The 17,061-nt window shown below is 37.3% G+C and carries 18 protein-coding genes; 15 read left to right on the top strand and 3 right to left on the bottom strand.

Features of this window, described 5'->3' with window-relative positions:
• From V7161_RS06680 to V7161_RS06705, 6 genes are all read left to right on the top strand, one after another.
• On the top strand, positions 1–567 hold a 567-nt coding region (locus tag V7161_RS06680; protein WP_335443355.1), incomplete at its 5' end, for a hypothetical protein.
• A gap of 270 nt (positions 568–837) precedes the next feature.
• Positions 838–1,182: a hypothetical protein gene (locus V7161_RS06685; protein WP_335443357.1), complete on the top strand. Its 345-nt coding sequence runs from the start codon at positions 838–840 to the stop codon at positions 1,180–1,182.
• A gap of 229 nt (positions 1,183–1,411) precedes the next feature.
• On the top strand, positions 1,412–2,701 hold the full coding sequence (locus V7161_RS06690) for a glycosyltransferase (protein WP_335443359.1): 1,290 nt from the start codon (positions 1,412–1,414) through the stop codon (positions 2,699–2,701).
• A gap of 130 nt (positions 2,702–2,831) precedes the next feature.
• Positions 2,832–3,185 (top strand): hypothetical protein, encoded by a 354-nt coding sequence (locus V7161_RS06695; protein ID WP_335443361.1) that lies wholly within the window; start codon positions 2,832–2,834, stop codon positions 3,183–3,185.
• A 267-nt stretch (positions 3,186–3,452) separates the two neighbouring features.
• Positions 3,453–3,896 (top strand): hypothetical protein, encoded by a 444-nt coding sequence (locus tag V7161_RS06700; protein WP_335443362.1) that lies wholly within the window; start codon positions 3,453–3,455, stop codon positions 3,894–3,896.
• A gap of 24 nt (positions 3,897–3,920) precedes the next feature.
• Complete coding sequence (locus V7161_RS06705; RefSeq protein ID WP_335443364.1) at positions 3,921–4,259, top strand: hypothetical protein; 339 nt, start codon at positions 3,921–3,923, stop codon at positions 4,257–4,259.
• Positions 4,260–4,303: 44 nt separating this feature from the next.
• Here the strand turns inward: V7161_RS06705 and V7161_RS06710 are convergent, their stop codons facing one another.
• The 3 genes from V7161_RS06710 to cidR form a co-directional block, all read right to left on the bottom strand.
• The gene (locus V7161_RS06710) at positions 4,304–4,675 is read right to left on the bottom strand and encodes a hypothetical protein (RefSeq protein ID WP_335443366.1); all 372 of its coding nucleotides are present in this window, start codon (positions 4,673–4,675) and stop codon (positions 4,304–4,306) included.
• A 13-nt stretch (positions 4,676–4,688) separates the two neighbouring features.
• Complete coding sequence (locus tag V7161_RS06715; protein ID WP_335443367.1) at positions 4,689–5,207, bottom strand: acyl-CoA thioesterase; 519 nt, start codon at positions 5,205–5,207, stop codon at positions 4,689–4,691.
• Between the two features lie 217 nt (positions 5,208–5,424).
• Positions 5,425–6,321: a cidABC operon transcriptional activator CidR gene (gene cidR, locus V7161_RS06720; protein ID WP_335443368.1), complete on the bottom strand. Its 897-nt coding sequence runs from the start codon at positions 6,319–6,321 to the stop codon at positions 5,425–5,427.
• 177 nt (positions 6,322–6,498) lie between these two features.
• Here cidR and V7161_RS06725 point away from each other — a divergent pair, with 177 nt between their 5' ends.
• From V7161_RS06725 to V7161_RS06765, 9 genes are all read left to right on the top strand, one after another.
• Positions 6,499–7,179 carry a helix-turn-helix transcriptional regulator gene (locus tag V7161_RS06725; protein WP_335443369.1) on the top strand — a complete coding sequence of 227 codons (681 nt, stop codon included), beginning with the start codon at positions 6,499–6,501 and terminating at the stop codon, positions 7,177–7,179.
• A 43-nt stretch (positions 7,180–7,222) separates the two neighbouring features.
• Complete coding sequence (locus tag V7161_RS06730; RefSeq protein ID WP_335443371.1) at positions 7,223–7,429, top strand: CDGSH iron-sulfur domain-containing protein; 207 nt, start codon at positions 7,223–7,225, stop codon at positions 7,427–7,429.
• Between the two features lie 434 nt (positions 7,430–7,863).
• On the top strand, positions 7,864–9,234 hold the full coding sequence (gene rlmD / locus V7161_RS06735; protein WP_335443373.1) for a 23S rRNA (uracil(1939)-C(5))-methyltransferase RlmD: 1,371 nt from the start codon (positions 7,864–7,866) through the stop codon (positions 9,232–9,234).
• Between the two features lie 418 nt (positions 9,235–9,652).
• Positions 9,653–9,982: a hypothetical protein gene (locus V7161_RS06740; RefSeq protein ID WP_335443374.1), complete on the top strand. Its 330-nt coding sequence runs from the start codon at positions 9,653–9,655 to the stop codon at positions 9,980–9,982.
• Between the two features lie 238 nt (positions 9,983–10,220).
• Positions 10,221–10,544, top strand: coding sequence for an ArsR/SmtB family transcription factor (locus V7161_RS06745; protein ID WP_335443376.1), 324 nt, complete (start codon positions 10,221–10,223; stop codon positions 10,542–10,544).
• Positions 10,545–10,546: 2 nt separating this feature from the next.
• Complete coding sequence (locus V7161_RS06750) at positions 10,547–10,933, top strand: SRPBCC family protein (RefSeq protein ID WP_335443378.1); 387 nt, start codon at positions 10,547–10,549, stop codon at positions 10,931–10,933.
• A 50-nt stretch (positions 10,934–10,983) separates the two neighbouring features.
• The gene (locus V7161_RS06755; protein ID WP_335443380.1) at positions 10,984–11,451 is read left to right on the top strand and encodes a phage tail protein; all 468 of its coding nucleotides are present in this window, start codon (positions 10,984–10,986) and stop codon (positions 11,449–11,451) included.
• Between the two features lie 145 nt (positions 11,452–11,596).
• A complete protein-coding gene (locus V7161_RS06760; RefSeq protein ID WP_335443381.1) occupies positions 11,597–14,767 on the top strand; it encodes an ATP-binding cassette domain-containing protein in 3,171 nt (1,056 codons plus the stop codon).
• A 135-nt stretch (positions 14,768–14,902) separates the two neighbouring features.
• Positions 14,903–16,978 (top strand): sigma-70 family RNA polymerase sigma factor, encoded by a 2,076-nt coding sequence (locus V7161_RS06765; protein WP_335443383.1) that lies wholly within the window; start codon positions 14,903–14,905, stop codon positions 16,976–16,978.
• Positions 16,979–17,061 lie beyond the last annotated feature (83 nt).

The following is a 17,061-nucleotide window of genomic DNA, read 5'->3' on the forward strand; positions in this document are numbered from 1 at the left end:
ACTACAACAACTACTACAACCACTACAACAACTACAACAACTACAACAACAACAACTACTACTACTACAACTACAACAACAACAACAACAAGAGCTCCAATCAGCGGATGTGCTTGTGATGAATTTAATTGCGCAGGATTAGTATGTATTGCTAATTTAGAAGGACAAGGACCACTTGCTGGAGTGATTTCTGCAGATGTAACAGCAAATATTAGTAGTGATGGATCAACAATTACATTTACGGTAAAGAATACTTCGAATAGCCCTACCGCGTTAATTGACCAATTTTTCTTTCAACTCAATCGTGAATTTGATTCTACTAATAAAATTACTGGGCATTCAATGACACCACCATCAAAAAGATTTGATTTCGACTCTGCTAAAGGGGGAGTAACACCAAATGATTGTGGTACTTTCCAATATAAATTTGGACGTGATACGCCTGCAGATAGACTAGCTGTTGGAGAAACTGGTATTTTTGTCATTAACGCAAACGGAGGTACTCCTTTTACGGCAGCTGACCTAACAAATCAAACAGTTTGTGCTCGTTTTCAGGCTATAACTTAAGTGGTGCAAGGAGCTAGAGGATGTTCTTGAGGCAATTGGAATTGCACCTAACAACAGTACCTTAGATTCTTATGTAACAATGACACTTCGATATTGTTTTAATCGGAGTGTCGTTGTTTCTTCAATGAAGATATAATCATTCTCACATGACATACAACCACAATTCCATTTATTAAAGTGCTTTTTCATAGGTGACCCACCTAAACAAATAGGACAACTCTTGAATACCTTATTATAGTAAGAAAAAAATACAAGGAGTTGAAAACTTATATGTCCTTTCCTAATACCCCTCCAGAGGGGATAAATCCCATTGAGGGTTTAGATTCTAATCAGGTAGCGCTTTTGCTTCTTGCGAGCATTGCGTTTGAAGAACTTGCACTAGCCCATTTAATTAATGCTGAAGCAGAAAAGCTTCAAGCAGCGATTGGTACGCTTGTGATAAATGGACAACCAGTAAGAACAGGAATTCAAGCTGGAAGTTTTGATGAGCTATTAGCGGTTAACCGTTCAGCGGAAAAAATGTTGCGTACAATTATCAAAAAAGAAATGTTACTCCAATTTAAATTTGAAAATGTTCTTGAATTTCTTTCAAGACCAACTAGTACAACAACATAATCAACTACTCAAACATCGATAAAAGAGGCATTCAAAAAAACGAACTTTTTGGGTGCCTCTTTTTCCTTAATCAAACAACAAATAAGTACATAAAAAAGCTATGTTTCTTCAATGATACTATTTTCAATAATTAATTTAGTTTATATATACTTCCTCATTTATGTTCACCGGTAACCCTATCCAAGTATATAGTATAATGTCTAATCTCACGCAAGGAGGAATTTTTTAAATGAAAGTTGCTTTGCTTACCATGTTTAATGGCCTTACTAGTACGTACTCTTTAGTAAATGTAGTAGCTGAACAGCTCCGGATGATGTTAGATTCCGGGATCGAACCGAAACTACTCGTGAGCGAAACCTGTCCACTTGATGATCGATATGGAGTTTTTTTAGATGAACGGATTGAATGGGTAAAAATTGTAAACCAAATAGATGGAAAACAAATACATTGGCGAGATTATTCCCAACCAAACGAAAAAGTGCACAACACTTTTTTTAATGAAGCGGACGTCATCGCTAAAGACTTTGTTAAACACCTTGAAGACGTCGATGTCTGTATTATGCACGATATTCATTATCAAGGCTGGCATTTAGTCCATAATGTAGCCATTAGAAAAGCCCAAGAACAATTACCTAAAGTGAAATTTATTGCCTTTACACATTCTGCCCCTGCGAATCGTCCGCCTAATTCCAAATGGCCGCTTTCAGCACGTTTTTCTTCCATGCCAAATACATTGTATGTGTATCCAACACAATCGGGTATACCGGCTCTCGCTAAACAATACAATGTCCCAGAGGGAAGATGTAGAGTCGTAAATAACAGTCTAGATTTATTAAACTTTGTAAGCGATGAAATTAAGCTTCTGAACAAAGAAACTGATTTAATTAGCCCTGATATATTAATCGTTTACCCTGGACGTTTAACCACTGGTAAAAAATTTGAAAAGGTAGCTATGCTGGCTGGTGCCATAAAAAAACAAACAGAACTAAGTGTTAAAGTCATATTCTGTGATTTTCCAAGTATGGATATTGCTCCTAAAACCTATAAAGCTTTAATTCGATTACAAGGTACAGTCTATGGATTAAGCAATGCTGATTTATTTTTCACTTCAGATATAAAGGAATTTAAAAATGGATTTCCAAGAAAAGGTGTTATGGAATTATTGGGTTTATCAAATTTATTTATATGCCCATCCTTTTCAGAGTCGTTTGGTTTAACCGTATTAGAAGCTGCCAGCAAAGGAAATTTCCTCGTTTTGAATGAAAGAGTGCCTGCTTTAGAGGAGTTAGGTAAAAATTTGGATGCCTATTTCATGAAGTGGGATGCTAGAAACTTTGGTTTTGATACGAAGGAAACCTATAACCCGTCAGAAGAAGCGTACCTTACCGAACATGCTAACATCATTGTGAATAGGATGAGGGAAAATTCCATACTGAAAGCTAAAACTATGGCCCGACAGCGTTATAGCCCTAAATGGGTGTGGGAAAACCAGCTCGAACCGATGATCCAATTTTTATAAATATAAACTGATGCCCAAACCAGCAAACAAATTATTAGATGTTTTTTAACAATTAATTTTCTCAAAAGTCCAGACAATCTAGGCAAATTAGAATAATGTAATGTAGTTTCAAAAAAGGGAGGTGGATGTCATGTCTTTTCCAAATATTCCAGAAGATATTAATCCCATTGAAGGTCTTGATTCTGAACAGGTAGCGCTTTTGCTCCTTGCTTCTATTGCTTTTGAAGAGCTGGGCTTAGCTCATTTAATTAATGCAGAAGCAGAAAAGCTTCAAGGAGTAATTGGTACACTTGTTGATGATGATGGTGATTTAATTAACCCAGATATAAAGGCAGACAGTCTAGAAGAGTTATTAGATGCAAACAAATCCGTAGAAAGAATGCTTCAAACGATTGTCAAAAAAGAAATGTTACTTCAATTTAAATTTGAAAATGTTCTTGATTTTTTAAATCAAATAGAAAACTCTAGCGATGATAGTAAGTGATAAATAATCGCTCTATTGTAAAGAATAGCGAAACCGGCCATGAATGATTTCTTCATGGCCAATTTTATGGTATTTCTAATTAAAAGTTGCATTTGGAAGTCTATTATTTTGAGATAAATTCTTTTTATCGTTAAGACTTTTCTATGTAAAATATTATTTCTTTCCGAGGGTTTTTTGCAATTTTAGGCTTGTCATAAAGGTTCCACCAAACCTATTTGGGCATAGACTACATGAGAAAGCAAATTGTTTAGAGGAGGTTTTTCTCAAATGGGTATGCCCACAATCCCACAAGAACCGCATCGTCCCAATAAGAAAGAAGTAGTAATTGATTTGCTTGAGTCGATTGCGTTAGAGGAAATTGCTTTGTCCCACATTATGAATGCGGAAGCAGAGAAGATCCAAGCATTTGTAGGAAAAAATTTGAATTTCCCTACCCGTCCAGGGAATGGAGATATTATTAAATTTAATAATGGCGTCAACCGGCTGCTTGAAACTATTGTGATGAAAGAGTGGCTTTTACTAAAAAAATTAGAGAATGTTATAGATTTCATCGAGGAAGAGATGCCGCAACACGAAGAGGAAAGTAGTTCATTTATTAGCTCAGGTAGTTCGGGCAGCAGCGGCAGTTCGGGCAGCAGCGGCAGTTCAGGCAGCAGCGGCAGCTCAGGCAGCAATGGCAAGGCTGGTAAAAAAGGACCTAGAAAAAGATAACAAAGAATAAAGGAGTGATCTGAATTGAACAGCCTAGATAATGATGAAAAAATCATAAAATCATTAAGGTCGGTTTCCTACTTGCAAATGGCGCTAACAAACTATTTACAATCTTCTCTTACGTTGTTAAAGGCGGAATTCAACATTATAGATCACCAAACAATTGCAGATAGTGTACACAGAATGAAAAAAAGTGTAAATCAATTACAAAGTTTAACAGATGAAAGAATCAGGATTTATTCAGAAAATTACTCCGAGACTGAAATCAATACTGTGTTTAAGAGGTATCAACCATTAAATGAGAAGATTAATTCTGAATTCAATCAATTCTTTTTGACACTCCAAAAACAAGGAAAGAATTGAGGAAAGGACTGGTTGCAACAGTCCTTTTTAATATGAGGGGAAGATTATTGAATACTAGAGGCACCTAATAAAGATTCAGGAGTATTCCCTAGTGCTAAAAGGCTGATTTTTGCATATCCAATACCTTTAAATTTAGCGAAAAATTGTTTAAATACTTCGGAATCAGCATCATTTTTTACTCTTTGTAATTCCTTTTTATATAAACGGAGTACTGATCCATAGACAAAATTGGGGGAATATTGACCAGGATCTTCATCCATTAGTAAACATCCCATGTAATGATATTTAAATTGGAAAGCACGGGTTAGATTAATTACTTCCAACAGTTTTTCAAAAAGGTTTGGATAGTCCTTTTTTAGGTTCTCGATGCTTTCTTTAGCTGCCTTTAATTCTTCTATATTAGATAAAGTAATCATAGATGCTCCTCCTTTATTTATCCCAAGGTTTTTCTATTGAAATATACGCTGCTAATTCTTTACTCTTTTGTCTTCTTAATTTACGGATTTCCGCCCTTTCCTTACCTGTTTGGTAAAGAAACTTTTCTTCTTCCGTTTCTGGAATGATACTTGGGACGATTACGGGCTGTTTATTCTCATCTAAGGCTACAAAAGTCAAAAATGCGGTAGCAGCAATACGGCGTTCGCCAGTCATGATATCCTCAGCAATAACCTTACAAAAAATTTCCATTGAGGTTTTTCCTGTATAAGTTACAAACGATTCAACACAAACAGAATCCGTTTGATGAATAGGGCATAAAAAATCGATTGAGTCTGTTGAGGCCGTCACACATTCTTTCACTCTCGAATGACGGCGGGCTGATAATGTCGCGGCATCATCTAGTTTTTTCATCAAAACGCCGCCAAACAATGTATTGTAGTTATTTAAATCGCAGGATAATACTTGAGCTGTATTAACAATGCGGCTTTCTTTTACTTTTTTTGCATTCATTGGTTGCATCCTTTCATGCTTAGATATTAGTTAGTAAAAACTATATCCACGTTTTTAAAAGGTTTTTCTTATCTGAAACAAGTGTAAGCCCCATTGGAACATTAGTAAAATGGTTATATTTCATCAATCCTATAGCTTTTATCTATGTAAATGCTTTCAACTATGCAATGTATATATAGGTGACAAGTAAAAAAACAGTTCACAAAAATGAACTGTTTTAATCGTTTTGATAACAAATTGCAAGCTGGTCTTTCGTAAACTGCAGCCATTCTTTTGCAGCATAGGAGAAATATTGATTTTTTCCCCAGATGATCCCGAGGTTCCAACTAATAGACGGGTTTACAACTCTGACTGACCTTACATGTTTATTTAAATGATGGCAAATACTTTCGGGTAAGAGCGAAACGCCAAATTTGCTTGCCACCATTTCTTCAATAAAAGAGCGTTGTGAACTTTCCGAAATAATGTGTGGATTAAAGCCAGCACTATTACATGCAAAGATTATTCGATCGTTAAGAACAAAATCCTTGTTAAACAATATTAACGACTCATTTGCCAGTTCCTCTAAATTGATTTCCTCTTTCTCTGCTAAAGGGTGTGAAGCGTGCACGATAAGTTTAAGGTTTTCTTCCATAAAAGAAAAATGCTCAAATATCTCATTCTTAGTTGGAAGAACCACTACACCGACATCCAGAAGATTCTTTTCAACATTTTCCTCTATTTTCTTTGAGCCTTCCTCAACCAATTGGAAGGTAATCCCTGGGTATCTTTCGTGAAAACTGCCCACAATCTTAAGGAAATGGTGGGCATCAAATATTGGCGGCAGGCCGATGCGAATATGCCCTTTTTTCAGTCCTGTAAGGTTATCCAATTCCATTTCTAAATTCTTAAATGCTTTGTCAATAAGTTTTGCTTGCTCTAAAATGATGCGCCCTGCATCTGTTAAGGTTAATTGCTTACGAGACCGATCAAAAAGAGCGACTCCCAGTTCCGTTTCTAAGTTTTTAATCATCTTACTAATGGTAGGCTGTGTAATAAATAAATGATTTGCGGCACGTGAGAAGCTATTATAATTTGAAACTTCTATAAAGTATTGTAAATGTTTAATATCCAATTTTGCGGCACACCTTCTTGTGTATATTGATAACGTATCTTTAAAAAATGTACTATTTTGCTTAATCATTAGATTGGGCTATTTTAATTCGATTAATCAACTTTATCAATAAAAAACTTGAACTATTATTTAAATTCATGAATATATTTTTAAAAAGAACAGCGGGGAGGGGAATTTTTGAGTTTCCAAGCCGAGCATTTATCAGAACCAAGGCAGAGAATTATTCATGTCATAAAAAGTCATGGGGCAGCTTCCATGAGCGAAATAGCGTCAGTGTTGGACATTACTGGAGAGGGCGTACGCCAGCACCTGCTGCAATTAGAGAGGGATGGCTGGATCAGCCGTTTTGCAGAAAAAACTAATGGAATTGGCCGTCCACATATCCGCTATCGTCTAACCACAGCAGGAGAGCATTTGTTTGAAAAAAATTACGATCATTTAACAATAGAAGTTCTTGATACAATGGTCAATCACCTGGGAGAGTCGGCACTTAAACAAGTACTTTCTGCGATGATTGAAGAAAGAGTACGTGAATGGGAACCGAAATTAGCGGGCTTAACTACCATCGAAAGGTTAAATGCACTAAAGGATTTTTATATGAAAAACGACTTTTATATGGAAGTTGTACAAAAGGGTAAAGAATATTATCTGATTGAGAGAAATTGCCCTTTTCACAATGTGGCCTTAAAGCGGCCCATTCTTTGCAGTGTTACGTTATCGGTTCTCACCCATTTACTTGGATGTAGCGTAAATAGAGTGCAGCGGCTTCAGAATGGGGATGGCTGTTGTGCATTTTATGTGCAAATAAACGAACCTGTTGATAGTAATACTCCCTGTATCATTATGGAGGATGAATAGTCCAATTCATAATAAAAAATAAAAAGTTAGGAGACTGATAAACATGGAAAATCAAATTAAAATATCGGACAATGGTCCACTAGCAGTAACTGGTGACTTCCAATTAGTCGATGCTGAAGGAAATGAGTTTCCGAAAAAAGCAAAAGTGTATTTGTGCCGCTGCGGTCTTTCGGGTAAAAAGCCGTTTTGTGACGGCTCTCATAAGAAAGGCGGATTTGAAAGTAATCCAAGGGCCGGGGATGGAAAGTAAATCGGTTTACGGGTTTTTAATCTGGGTGGTGGTAGAAAGGGTTTCGCAAGTAAAATGGAAAAAGTGGCGAGTATGCAGCGTAAAATGAAAGTTTGGCTAGTAAACACTGACTTTTGGCGAGTAAATATGAAATGCTCTTCAAAAATTGGATTTTCGTTCTGCTTTAATGTGAGCTTTTCATAAAAATCATAAAATATAGGTAGGAAATGGAATTGTTTGAGTTTCTTGCCTTTATTTTTTTATTTGACGAAAATAAATGATTAATCGTCGGAATTGTTGTGAAATCTCGCGAAATTAAGTTGGTTATTCGCGAAATAAAGTAAAAAGTTCGCGGAATTAATGCTGAATTCAGCGGAATACGGGGACTCATTTCGTATTCTTCTCCATTCTGTGATACAATTCATCTAGTCAAAACGGAGCAAAGGAAGAAGCGAATGAGCAGAACATTGCCAGTAAATAAGAATGATTACATAGATGTAGTTTTTGAAGATTTAACCCATGACGGGGCAGGGGTTGCCAAGGTGGAAGGATATCCGATTTTTGTCCAAAACGGGCTGCCAGGCGAAAAAGCAAAAGTAAAGGTGATTAAGGCCAATAAAGGCTACGGTTTTGGACGTTTAATCGAGCTCTATGAAAAGAGCCCCTATCGGGTTGATATTCCAAACAATGAAAAGCACAAATATGGCGGCTGCCAGCTTGAGCATATTAGCTATGAAGGTCAGCTTCAATATAAAGAAAATCAAGTTCGTCAGGTATTGACGCGTATTGGTAAACTCGAAGATGTTATCGTCCATCCGATTCTAGGGATGGACAACCCTTTGCGGTACCGGAACAAAGCCCAGGTGCCAGTAGGGAAAAAAGACGGCAAGCTGATTGCCGGATTTTTTAAGCCAAGAAGCCATGAAATTGTTGATACGGATGAAAGTGTGATCCAGCTTCCGGAAGTAAATGAAGCGGTACAGGCTGTGAAGGAAATCTGCAGCGGGCTTGGCATACCTGCTTATCAGGAGGAATCGCATAAAGGTGTATTAAGGCACATTATGGCGAGGTACGGAAAACAAACTGGTGAACTGATGGTCGTGATTATTTCAAAGACTTCGGAAATACCTCATCAGAAAAGGATAGTAGAGGAAATTATCGCCCGGCTGCCAAAAGTTAAGTCCATTGTCCATAACATCAATTCCAAACGGACAAACGTTATTTTAGGAGAAAAAACAACTGTGTTATGGGGCAACGAAGTCATCTATGACTATATTGGAGACGTGAAATTTGCGATTTCTGCATTATCATTTTACCAAGTGAACCCAGTGCAGACAAAGGTTCTATACGATAAAGCGCTTGAATACGCAAACTTAACTGGGGAAGAACTTGTCATTGACGCATATTGTGGAATCGGAACAATTTCATTATTTTTAGCACAAAAAGCGAAGAAGGTTTTCGGCGTAGAAGTTGTTCCGGAGGCGATTGAGGACGCCAAACGGAATGCGGAATTGAACGGGATTAAGAATGCGGAGTTTGCGGCCGGAGAAGCAGAGATTGTAATTCCTAAGTGGTATAAGGAAGGCAATGTTGCAGATGTACTTGTTGTCGATCCGCCGCGCAAAGGCTGTGATGAGGCCTTGCTTCAAACCATCATTGAAATGAAACCCAAAAAGGTTGTTTACGTATCCTGTAACCCGGCCACCTTGGCTCGGGATTTGCGTATTCTTGAAGATGGAGGCTATAAGACAGTAGAAGTGCAGCCGGTGGATATGTTTCCGATGACGACGCATGTGGAGTGCGTATCGCAGCTCGTTTTAAAGTAAGGCAACTCCCCCTTTGGGAGTTGCCTTTTTAAGGTACTTTAACTTTTATGATTAACTAAAGAAAGTGTTCACATAATTGTAGAAAAGCTTTAGAAATGACTAAATTCATTTGGAATTTAATGTGATATTATTTTAATTAATTACTTTTTCAAACTTGGGTTTTTCTTCTCATAATTTCCCCCATCAAAACAATAATTTCATTATGCAAACATTTCTGAACAACCTCTTAATTGATTCTTTACATTTTTCTGCCATATCATCCTTTTTCCTTCTATAAGCTTTCAACTAAAAGTTCTTCTATATAAACAAATGTGAAAGGAGTGGTAAGTTATGTAACCTATTTATTACCATTTAAAAGCTTGTAAAGGCAAAGTATATCATTGCTGGTTTACAAATTATTTTTGAAGGAGGATTATCAATGGGTCATGATATATCAGGATACAATAAAGCAGGAAAAGAAATCGCATATGCCCGCTTTAGCATGGGGAATTATAATGCAACCATACTGTACAGTTTACTTGATGCAAATAAATACTATGCAGGAGTTAGCGGATCAGGCGGCAGTTCTACCTTTTCAAGACAACAAATTGAAAAAGCTTTGAATGACTACAATCAATTATTTAATAATAATAATTCCCCATCAGAAAAAGATTCCTTACCCTGGGATCAAAAACAAATCCTGAATTTTATACTAAACTGTTTAGCAACAGCACAAAAAGAAGAGAGTGTAAGAGTGTATTTTGGCTAATGTATTTTCCCTCCAGCCTAATCCATCTTATGAATTGCGTTTTATCTCCCAAAGAAACACTTCATTCAAGCCTTCCCAAAAAAAACTCTCTTTATAGTAAGAATCTTATATATTAGGTAATGGCCAAATTAATGAATAGAATCGTAACTTTATGACTAAAATAAAATTGACACGACACCAATTAGTGTCCTATAATTACGACACCAATGGGTGTCTAATTTGTAAGGGGCGGGTGATTTTGAACGAGAAAAATCTTGAGCGTGATGTTTATGCAGCCATCGCTGACCCAACAAGACGTAAATTGCTGCGGTTGTTGGCAGATGCAGGAGAACTACCTCTTCACGAATTAACCTCTCAATTTCAAATGGGGCGTACCGCTGTTTCTAAACATTTGGCTATCCTTAAAGAAGCTGGTTTAGTTGCTGACCGTAAAGTGGGCAGAGAAACAAGGTATCGACTAAATGCAGCTCCTCTACAGGAAATTAAAGATTGGGTATCTTTTTACGAGAAGTTTTGGAATGAAAGAGTAGCACTATTAAAAAATTTATTAGCGGAGGAATAAGGATGGCAGAAATATCATTAGATTTTCAGTTTACAAGTTCAATCAATGCTGTGTGGAATGCATTAACAGATTCGGATACTCTTGCGAAATGGATTATGGCTAATGACTTTAAACCAATCGTCGGACATAAATGTCAATTCCGAAATCCGCAGTGGAATTTGATTGTAGATTGTGAAATATTAGTGGTCGACGAGCCTAACAAGTTATCTTACACATGGATAGGCGGTCCAATCAACACTGTAGTCACATGGACATTGAAGGAAGAGGATGGAACCACCTACTTACACCTCGAACAAACAGGATTCGAAAAAGAAGATCAGGCGTTCAATGGTGCGAAATATGGTTGGGCAAATATGGTTGAAGGACTTAAAAAGGTGTTAGAGGCATAGTATGACCTTTCCTGTTTTTAGGAAATAAAGAGATAAAAGGAGGGATGGAAATGTCCTATATCGTTGATTTTAAAAATGTGTCTACAGTTGGTTTAGAGTCTTCACCTGTAGCGGAAACGCTTGCTGGATTACGTGCAAATGAAGCCCGTTACTTTATGAACAAATACAAGCATGAATTTACGGTTGTACCAGCTAGCGAAAGCCAGGAAACCCTTGATTATGTAAACCGAATTTTAAAAGAAGAGCGTGATATTGAATTTTCGGCCAAGCCTTTAGAAACGTCGCGTTTTCAAGTGGAAAATATTAATATGGCCTACGTCTTTTATGAGGATGGCCTTGAGGTCAATGTTATGTATACAGTTGATGGCCCTAAGCCAAAGCGGGCCGTTGGTTTTAAGCTTTCTGAGGGGATGGAGGTACCAAAGGAATTAGAAGGCAAGTTTAAGTTTGCCAGGCAAAAGTCTAAGCTTGCTGGAACAATTCGGGGCTCGTTTTTTGTGATAAAAGGAGAATATTAAAAGCAATCAAAAGCGAATAGGAAAAAGCAAGCGGCTCAGTAAAGGACTGGGCCGTTTTGATTCGAAAAAAACTAGAGGCAGATTCATTTGGAATTGTGCTAACATGGCAATACTAGATTTAGAGAATAGAGAGAGAGGATATCCGATGAAAATAAATCAATTGATTGCCAACAATATTAACCGTTTAGATTACCTATTGCCGGAGGATCAGACGCTCGGAATTGCTGGCTTGTCTGGTTCTGGTAAAACTACCTTTTGTCAAACCATTGGTGAAGAATCCAAGAAGCGTCTCGTTTCCTTATTGCCTAAGGCTGAATATCAGTATTTGTTTTCTAATATAATGGAAACGAATTTTAGCGCCATCAAGATGGAAGATATGCCTTTAGTACTTTTTCTAGGGAAATCATCAATTTCTTCGAATCCGCGTTCAACAATTGGCACCCATACCGGCGTTTTTAAAGAGATTCGAGAGCGGCTTGCAGAAAGCTTTTATCTTTCGCCAGAAGTTTTTTCCTTTAATAATGAATTAGGATGGTGTCCGGCTTGTAAAGGACGCGGAACGACTAAAAATGTCGAATGCCCAAAATGTAAAGGACGGCGCTATAATCAGGAAGTGGAGCAGAAACAAATTGAATTATTTGAAAAACCGCATAGTATTTCAGATATCAATGAATTAAGCATTGAATCCATCCTATCCTTAGCAGAGGAATTACATATTAGTGAGGCAAAGCAGCTTATTCTCCAAAATATCATCAATATGAATATCGGTTACTTAACATTAAACCGAATCATGGGTACATTGTCAGGAGGGGAATTAACAAGGCTTTACTTGGCAGAATTCATGGCGGCAAGTGAAAATACTGTAATCATTATTGATGAAATTTCTGTTGGTCTTGATCACCAAACCCTATTGAAAATCTTAGAACAGATTAAACAATTGGGTTATAAGAATCAAATTTGGCTGATTGACCATTCTGACACAGTGCTGAATACAGCTGATGATCAATTGTTCTTTGGGCCTGGCAGTGGTAAATACGGTGGAAAAATTGTTGAGGAATCACCCCGTCCAAAACCTGTTTTTGGCGAAAGAAATCAGGCAATGCCTACAGAATATTATCAATTTCATGATCTTTACTGTCGTAATATTCAAATGGCTGAAATTCAGATTCCGAAAAATAGACTTGTAACCTTTACGGGGGAGTCAGGATGTGGTAAATCGACCCTGGTAAACGAGTGTATCTCCAAGGATTTTCTGAAACGATATCCAAAAGATAAATTGGTCATGGTAGGGCAGGATCGAAATCAATCGATCACCAGCCGGTCAACGGTTGCAACATTTCTGGATATTAAAAAGAAACTCAACAAATACAGTGAGGAAATTGATGATATTTTTCAACGCTCGATTGAAGATATTATTGAAGAACTGCCAAAGGAAGACATCGCTCATAAACGCTTAAGCTTATTGATCAAATTGGGTCTTGGTTATTTGACGTTAGAAAGGAAAACCCAGACCTTATCGACGGGTGAATTTCAATGTGTCCATTTAGTTTCTGAGCTGTTTTCAAACTCGAGAAACCCGCATACCCTGTTTATTTTTGACGAGCCTTCTAAGGGTTTGTCACAAAATATTTTAAACCAGTTTATTGATAGTGTCAGGGGCATTCTTCAAGATGAATCTGTCAGCATCATGATGATTGAACATAACACCTATATGATGGAGAGCTCTGATTTTATCATTGATTTTGGTAAAAGACAGCTTGAACCAGTTCGACATCTTGATGTTGTCAGTCATGATGAATATTTTAGACAACATAACAGTACAAATAGTGTTGTACCATTGCCTATTTCGTCAACTCTAGCATCAAAAAATGGCATTAACTACTTAGAAGAGAACCATATACCCTATTTTAAAAATGCAGAAAACGTCTATAAGGGCGGCATCTTAAAAAGCTTATCATCCATGGCCCGTTTGATTTATGGTGAATACGAATCTGAAACCATCGCACCTGTCATCGCCATTGATCTTGAAAGGCATTTGTATAGTCAATATAGTTTTCTATTTGAGATAGGCGGACTGATCAACCATATTGTCGCTGCCCATCCGATCAATAAAGATACAAGAAGCTTCGATTTCTATTATCAAGAAAATCATTGTCCAAGCTGCTCTGGCCGCCGTGTAATTGAGAAATTCGATATTGATGTAGTCATCCAGAATAAAAACGTGCCATTCTGGGATGGTTTATTACATCCAGACGTGATGGAGGTATTAAAATACTATCAATATCCAAAATTGCAATTCTTATTTGATGAGATCAAAAATGAACTAGGCCAAGATATTAGTAAATCCTATAATGAGATGACAGATGCAGAAAAGCATACTTTTTTATACGGATATTGGGAAAATTCTTTCTATGATAAAGCGGGCAAGACACGGAGGACGTGGGAGGGCTTTAATATCATCATAGGGCGGTATATGTTCATTTCCAAATCCATTATTAAGGAGCATATGAAAGCTTCAAAAGAGTTGATTACTTGTCCAGTATGTCAAGGGACCGTGCTGAACCATCATAAAAAGCTAAGATTTGGTGACAAGGATATCCGTGAGATTATCCATCAACCGATCGATCAGGTCATTAAAACGGTAGGGAAGCTGCCAGAACTGGAAAAACTGAAATCCATTGTTGGCAGAGACATGGTGCTGACGGAGGATGTTTCTTTTCTGCCAAGGGAAACACAAGTACGACTGAAAATGCTAGAACTGGAGCTGGCGAGTTTTGCTGGCTATGAAGTAGTTTTACAAAATGCTTTGCCATTTTGGGACGGTATTATAGGCAATATGGAAGCCATTTGCCATAAAAACCAGATAACCATCTGTGATTTTGCCAATATTGCCGAAACGAGAGAAACCATTATTGATAAGTATTTCACCAATGGAAAATACAAAAAACTAACGTATGTCTATGAAGCGTTTGGTTACAAAAAAATTGTTACCCAAATTAATAAGATTAAAGCAAGCCATCCATGCCCATTCTGTAAAGGGAAGAAGGTCATTTCAGAAGATAATCTCCATGATGGTGTGTATAAATTATCGGTACCATGCGTTAGCTGTTATGCAAGTGGCATCAATGAGGATGGGCGTAAGGAAATCGTCGATGGCATAGAAGTGCAAACATGGCTCACTGGTAAAGTAAGGGATGTTGTGGCCGAAAGCTTACTATCGGAGAATGTTGCAGATATTCCAATTTTTAATCGTATTCGTGAGTTGAATAAACGAGATATGATGGCGGTTTATCAATGCCTTGAGAGAAATAAATAATGTCAGTCAACGATAGAAAACTCATTTGCAATAATTGCAAATGAGTTTTTTATGTTATTATGAAGGTAAAAATAGGCAAAAATGGGTCGCGCTCTCACGTTTATGTAGAGAATTTTAGAGGGGAGGAACACATTTATGATTCCAGCGAAAATAGATCCCATTGCAATCACTCCGATAAGAGAAAAAGGTGTGGAATCCATCTTCGATTGGTTCGATCGGCATAAAGATTCGTTCTATATCCTGGGGTGGTCCTATCTTAGAAATCAGCAGCAAATGGAAGAGCTTTTTTACCGGTCCATTATAAAAGTCCACAAGGAGCTGCCGAGATATAAAAGGGAAACATCATTTGAGACATGGGTTACATCCATTTTCATTCATGCATGCCGGGAGCTTTCTGATAAAAGTAGTTTAAAAGCTTCAGAGGAAAGGGAAACACATGAGGATTTATTTAAAGGACTTGATCAATTGAAAGGGTACGAGAAAGAAGCAGTGGTCCTCACATATATAAAAGGAATCTCTCAGGAGGAAGCGGCAAAACTTCTCCAAGTTTCAGAGGAAAAGATGAAAGAGCTTTTGTTTTCTGGAATCCAGTCACTTAGAAAAGAAATGGGGGATGGAACACCCTATAATGGCTGTAAGGAGTATCATAAGGATTACATTGATTATTTAGAAAGAACTCTAGATCGATCAAAAAAGATTGATTTAGAAATACATATTTTTCATTGTCAAGACTGTCAGGAGGATTTGGCTGCCTTTCAGGATGTCATGTTAACCATGTCGAATTTTTATGAAAGGTTGGAGGATTTCCATGTGCCAACTGATTTCATGGAGAACATCAAAGCTAGGCTGGCAGAAAAAGAAAAGTACAGACAACATAAGAACAAAAAACGTAAAAGAATAGGCATTGTTCTTGCAAGTGTTCTTGCAATATTAATAGGTATCGAAGTTTTTACAGGGTATTATACCAACGTCTACCATACATGGACTGAAGAAGATCAAGAGCTGAGTGCCTTTCTGCAGCAGGACCTGGGTGAAAGGCTAAACCTAGAAGCGGAAAGCGATGGAGTGAAAATTAAAATCAAGAGTGTGATTGCTGATGATGTTCAGACGCTTGTTTTTTATGAAATAGAAGATACAGCTGAAGACAATCAATATGTGATAGAGCCTCAAGAGGGTTTTTCTGTGGAGAACGAACATGAAATCATGAATAGTGAAACATATCCAAGGTACTATCCTCCTGACCTTAAATCGGATGAAAATAATAAAGAAAAGAATGTGTATCGTGGAAAGGTTGGTCTGCTGCCACTCAAATCGGATAACGGGACCATCAATTTTAAGATCACAAAGCTTCAGAAATTGAATCGTGATTCCTCTGACAAGAATGGTTTGAGGGCAAACGAAAACATTGAATATAATACAGGGGTATGGAACTTCGAGATCCCTGTAACAAAAAAGCCTTCGATCGAATATGCATTGGATAAAGAAACAGAAGTTGAGGGGATCACAGTTCGATTTGATAAACTAACCATTGCTCCAACAGCGACGATTCTGCAATATGCTATTAATAATGAACGGCCAGGTAAGCGTATAGACGTTCTTAATTTTGACAATCTAAAAGTGAACAATAAAAAAGTGAAGACTGATATGTATGGCAGCACTTATATGGATTCACAGCAAGACATGAATTGGACCACTTTTCAAACACACTTTGACCCTCTTATTGGAGAAAAATCAAAAGAGGTTAACGTTCAATTCGGCTCTATGTCTTTATCTGTTGAAGACCCAAAAACCATTGAACTGGATGTAGCTAAGGAATATCCTCAAACCTTTGAATATGCAGGCAGTACAATCTCCATCGACAAGCTGGAATTGGGACAACCTGCCATTATTGTCATAAGCAATCATGAACTCAAGAATCGAGCGTATGAGGGGCTTAACTTTAATATTGTGAGTGAGGATGAAAATGAGCCCAGTTCTATGGAGATAATTTCTGAAGGTGTGCTCGTTGATAAAAACGGGATAGAATACGATATGAATGAAATACCTTTCCCATATGAAGAAATCGAGCAGCCCCGTCACTTCATTACAGTTCAAAGCATTCGCTTAGACGGTAACGACGCTGGAGAGAAAGTGGTTCCTAAAAGGATGGAAATTTATGGATATAATACAACGAAATATTTGGATGATGTTGTGAAAATTTCGTTGGAATAATATGTGATGCCACTTACACTCTAGTTTTTTAGAATTATATTATTAAATTCATAATTAAGTTGTAATAGGATTGAATATTTTTA

The organism is Neobacillus drentensis (genome assembly GCF_036965425.1).
Taxonomy (GTDB): Bacteria; Bacillota; Bacilli; order Bacillales; family Cytobacillaceae; genus Neobacillus; species Neobacillus drentensis_F.

Bases quoted from the DNA above. Each gene is read 5' to 3' on its own strand.
- V7161_RS06685 (WP_335443357.1), top strand. From the start codon at position 838: ATGTCCTTTCCTAATACCCCTCCAGAGGGGATAAATCCCATTGAGGGT.
- V7161_RS06690 (WP_335443359.1), top strand. From the start codon at position 1,412: ATGAAAGTTGCTTTGCTTACCATGTTTAATGGCCTTACTAGTACGTAC.
- V7161_RS06695 (WP_335443361.1), top strand. From the start codon at position 2,832: ATGTCTTTTCCAAATATTCCAGAAGATATTAATCCCATTGAAGGTCTT.
- V7161_RS06700 (WP_335443362.1), top strand. From the start codon at position 3,453: ATGGGTATGCCCACAATCCCACAAGAACCGCATCGTCCCAATAAGAAA.
- V7161_RS06710 (WP_335443366.1), bottom strand. From the start codon at position 4,675: ATGATTACTTTATCTAATATAGAAGAATTAAAGGCAGCTAAAGAAAGC.
- V7161_RS06715 (WP_335443367.1), bottom strand. From the start codon at position 5,207: ATGAATGCAAAAAAAGTAAAAGAAAGCCGCATTGTTAATACAGCTCAA.
- V7161_RS06730 (WP_335443371.1), top strand. From the start codon at position 7,223: ATGGAAAATCAAATTAAAATATCGGACAATGGTCCACTAGCAGTAACT.
- rlmD (WP_335443373.1), top strand. From the start codon at position 7,864: ATGAGCAGAACATTGCCAGTAAATAAGAATGATTACATAGATGTAGTT.
- V7161_RS06740 (WP_335443374.1), top strand. From the start codon at position 9,653: ATGGGTCATGATATATCAGGATACAATAAAGCAGGAAAAGAAATCGCA.
- V7161_RS06750 (WP_335443378.1), top strand. From the start codon at position 10,547: ATGGCAGAAATATCATTAGATTTTCAGTTTACAAGTTCAATCAATGCT.
- V7161_RS06755 (WP_335443380.1), top strand. From the start codon at position 10,984: ATGTCCTATATCGTTGATTTTAAAAATGTGTCTACAGTTGGTTTAGAG.
- V7161_RS06760 (WP_335443381.1), top strand. From the start codon at position 11,597: ATGAAAATAAATCAATTGATTGCCAACAATATTAACCGTTTAGATTAC.
- V7161_RS06765 (WP_335443383.1), top strand. From the start codon at position 14,903: ATGATTCCAGCGAAAATAGATCCCATTGCAATCACTCCGATAAGAGAA.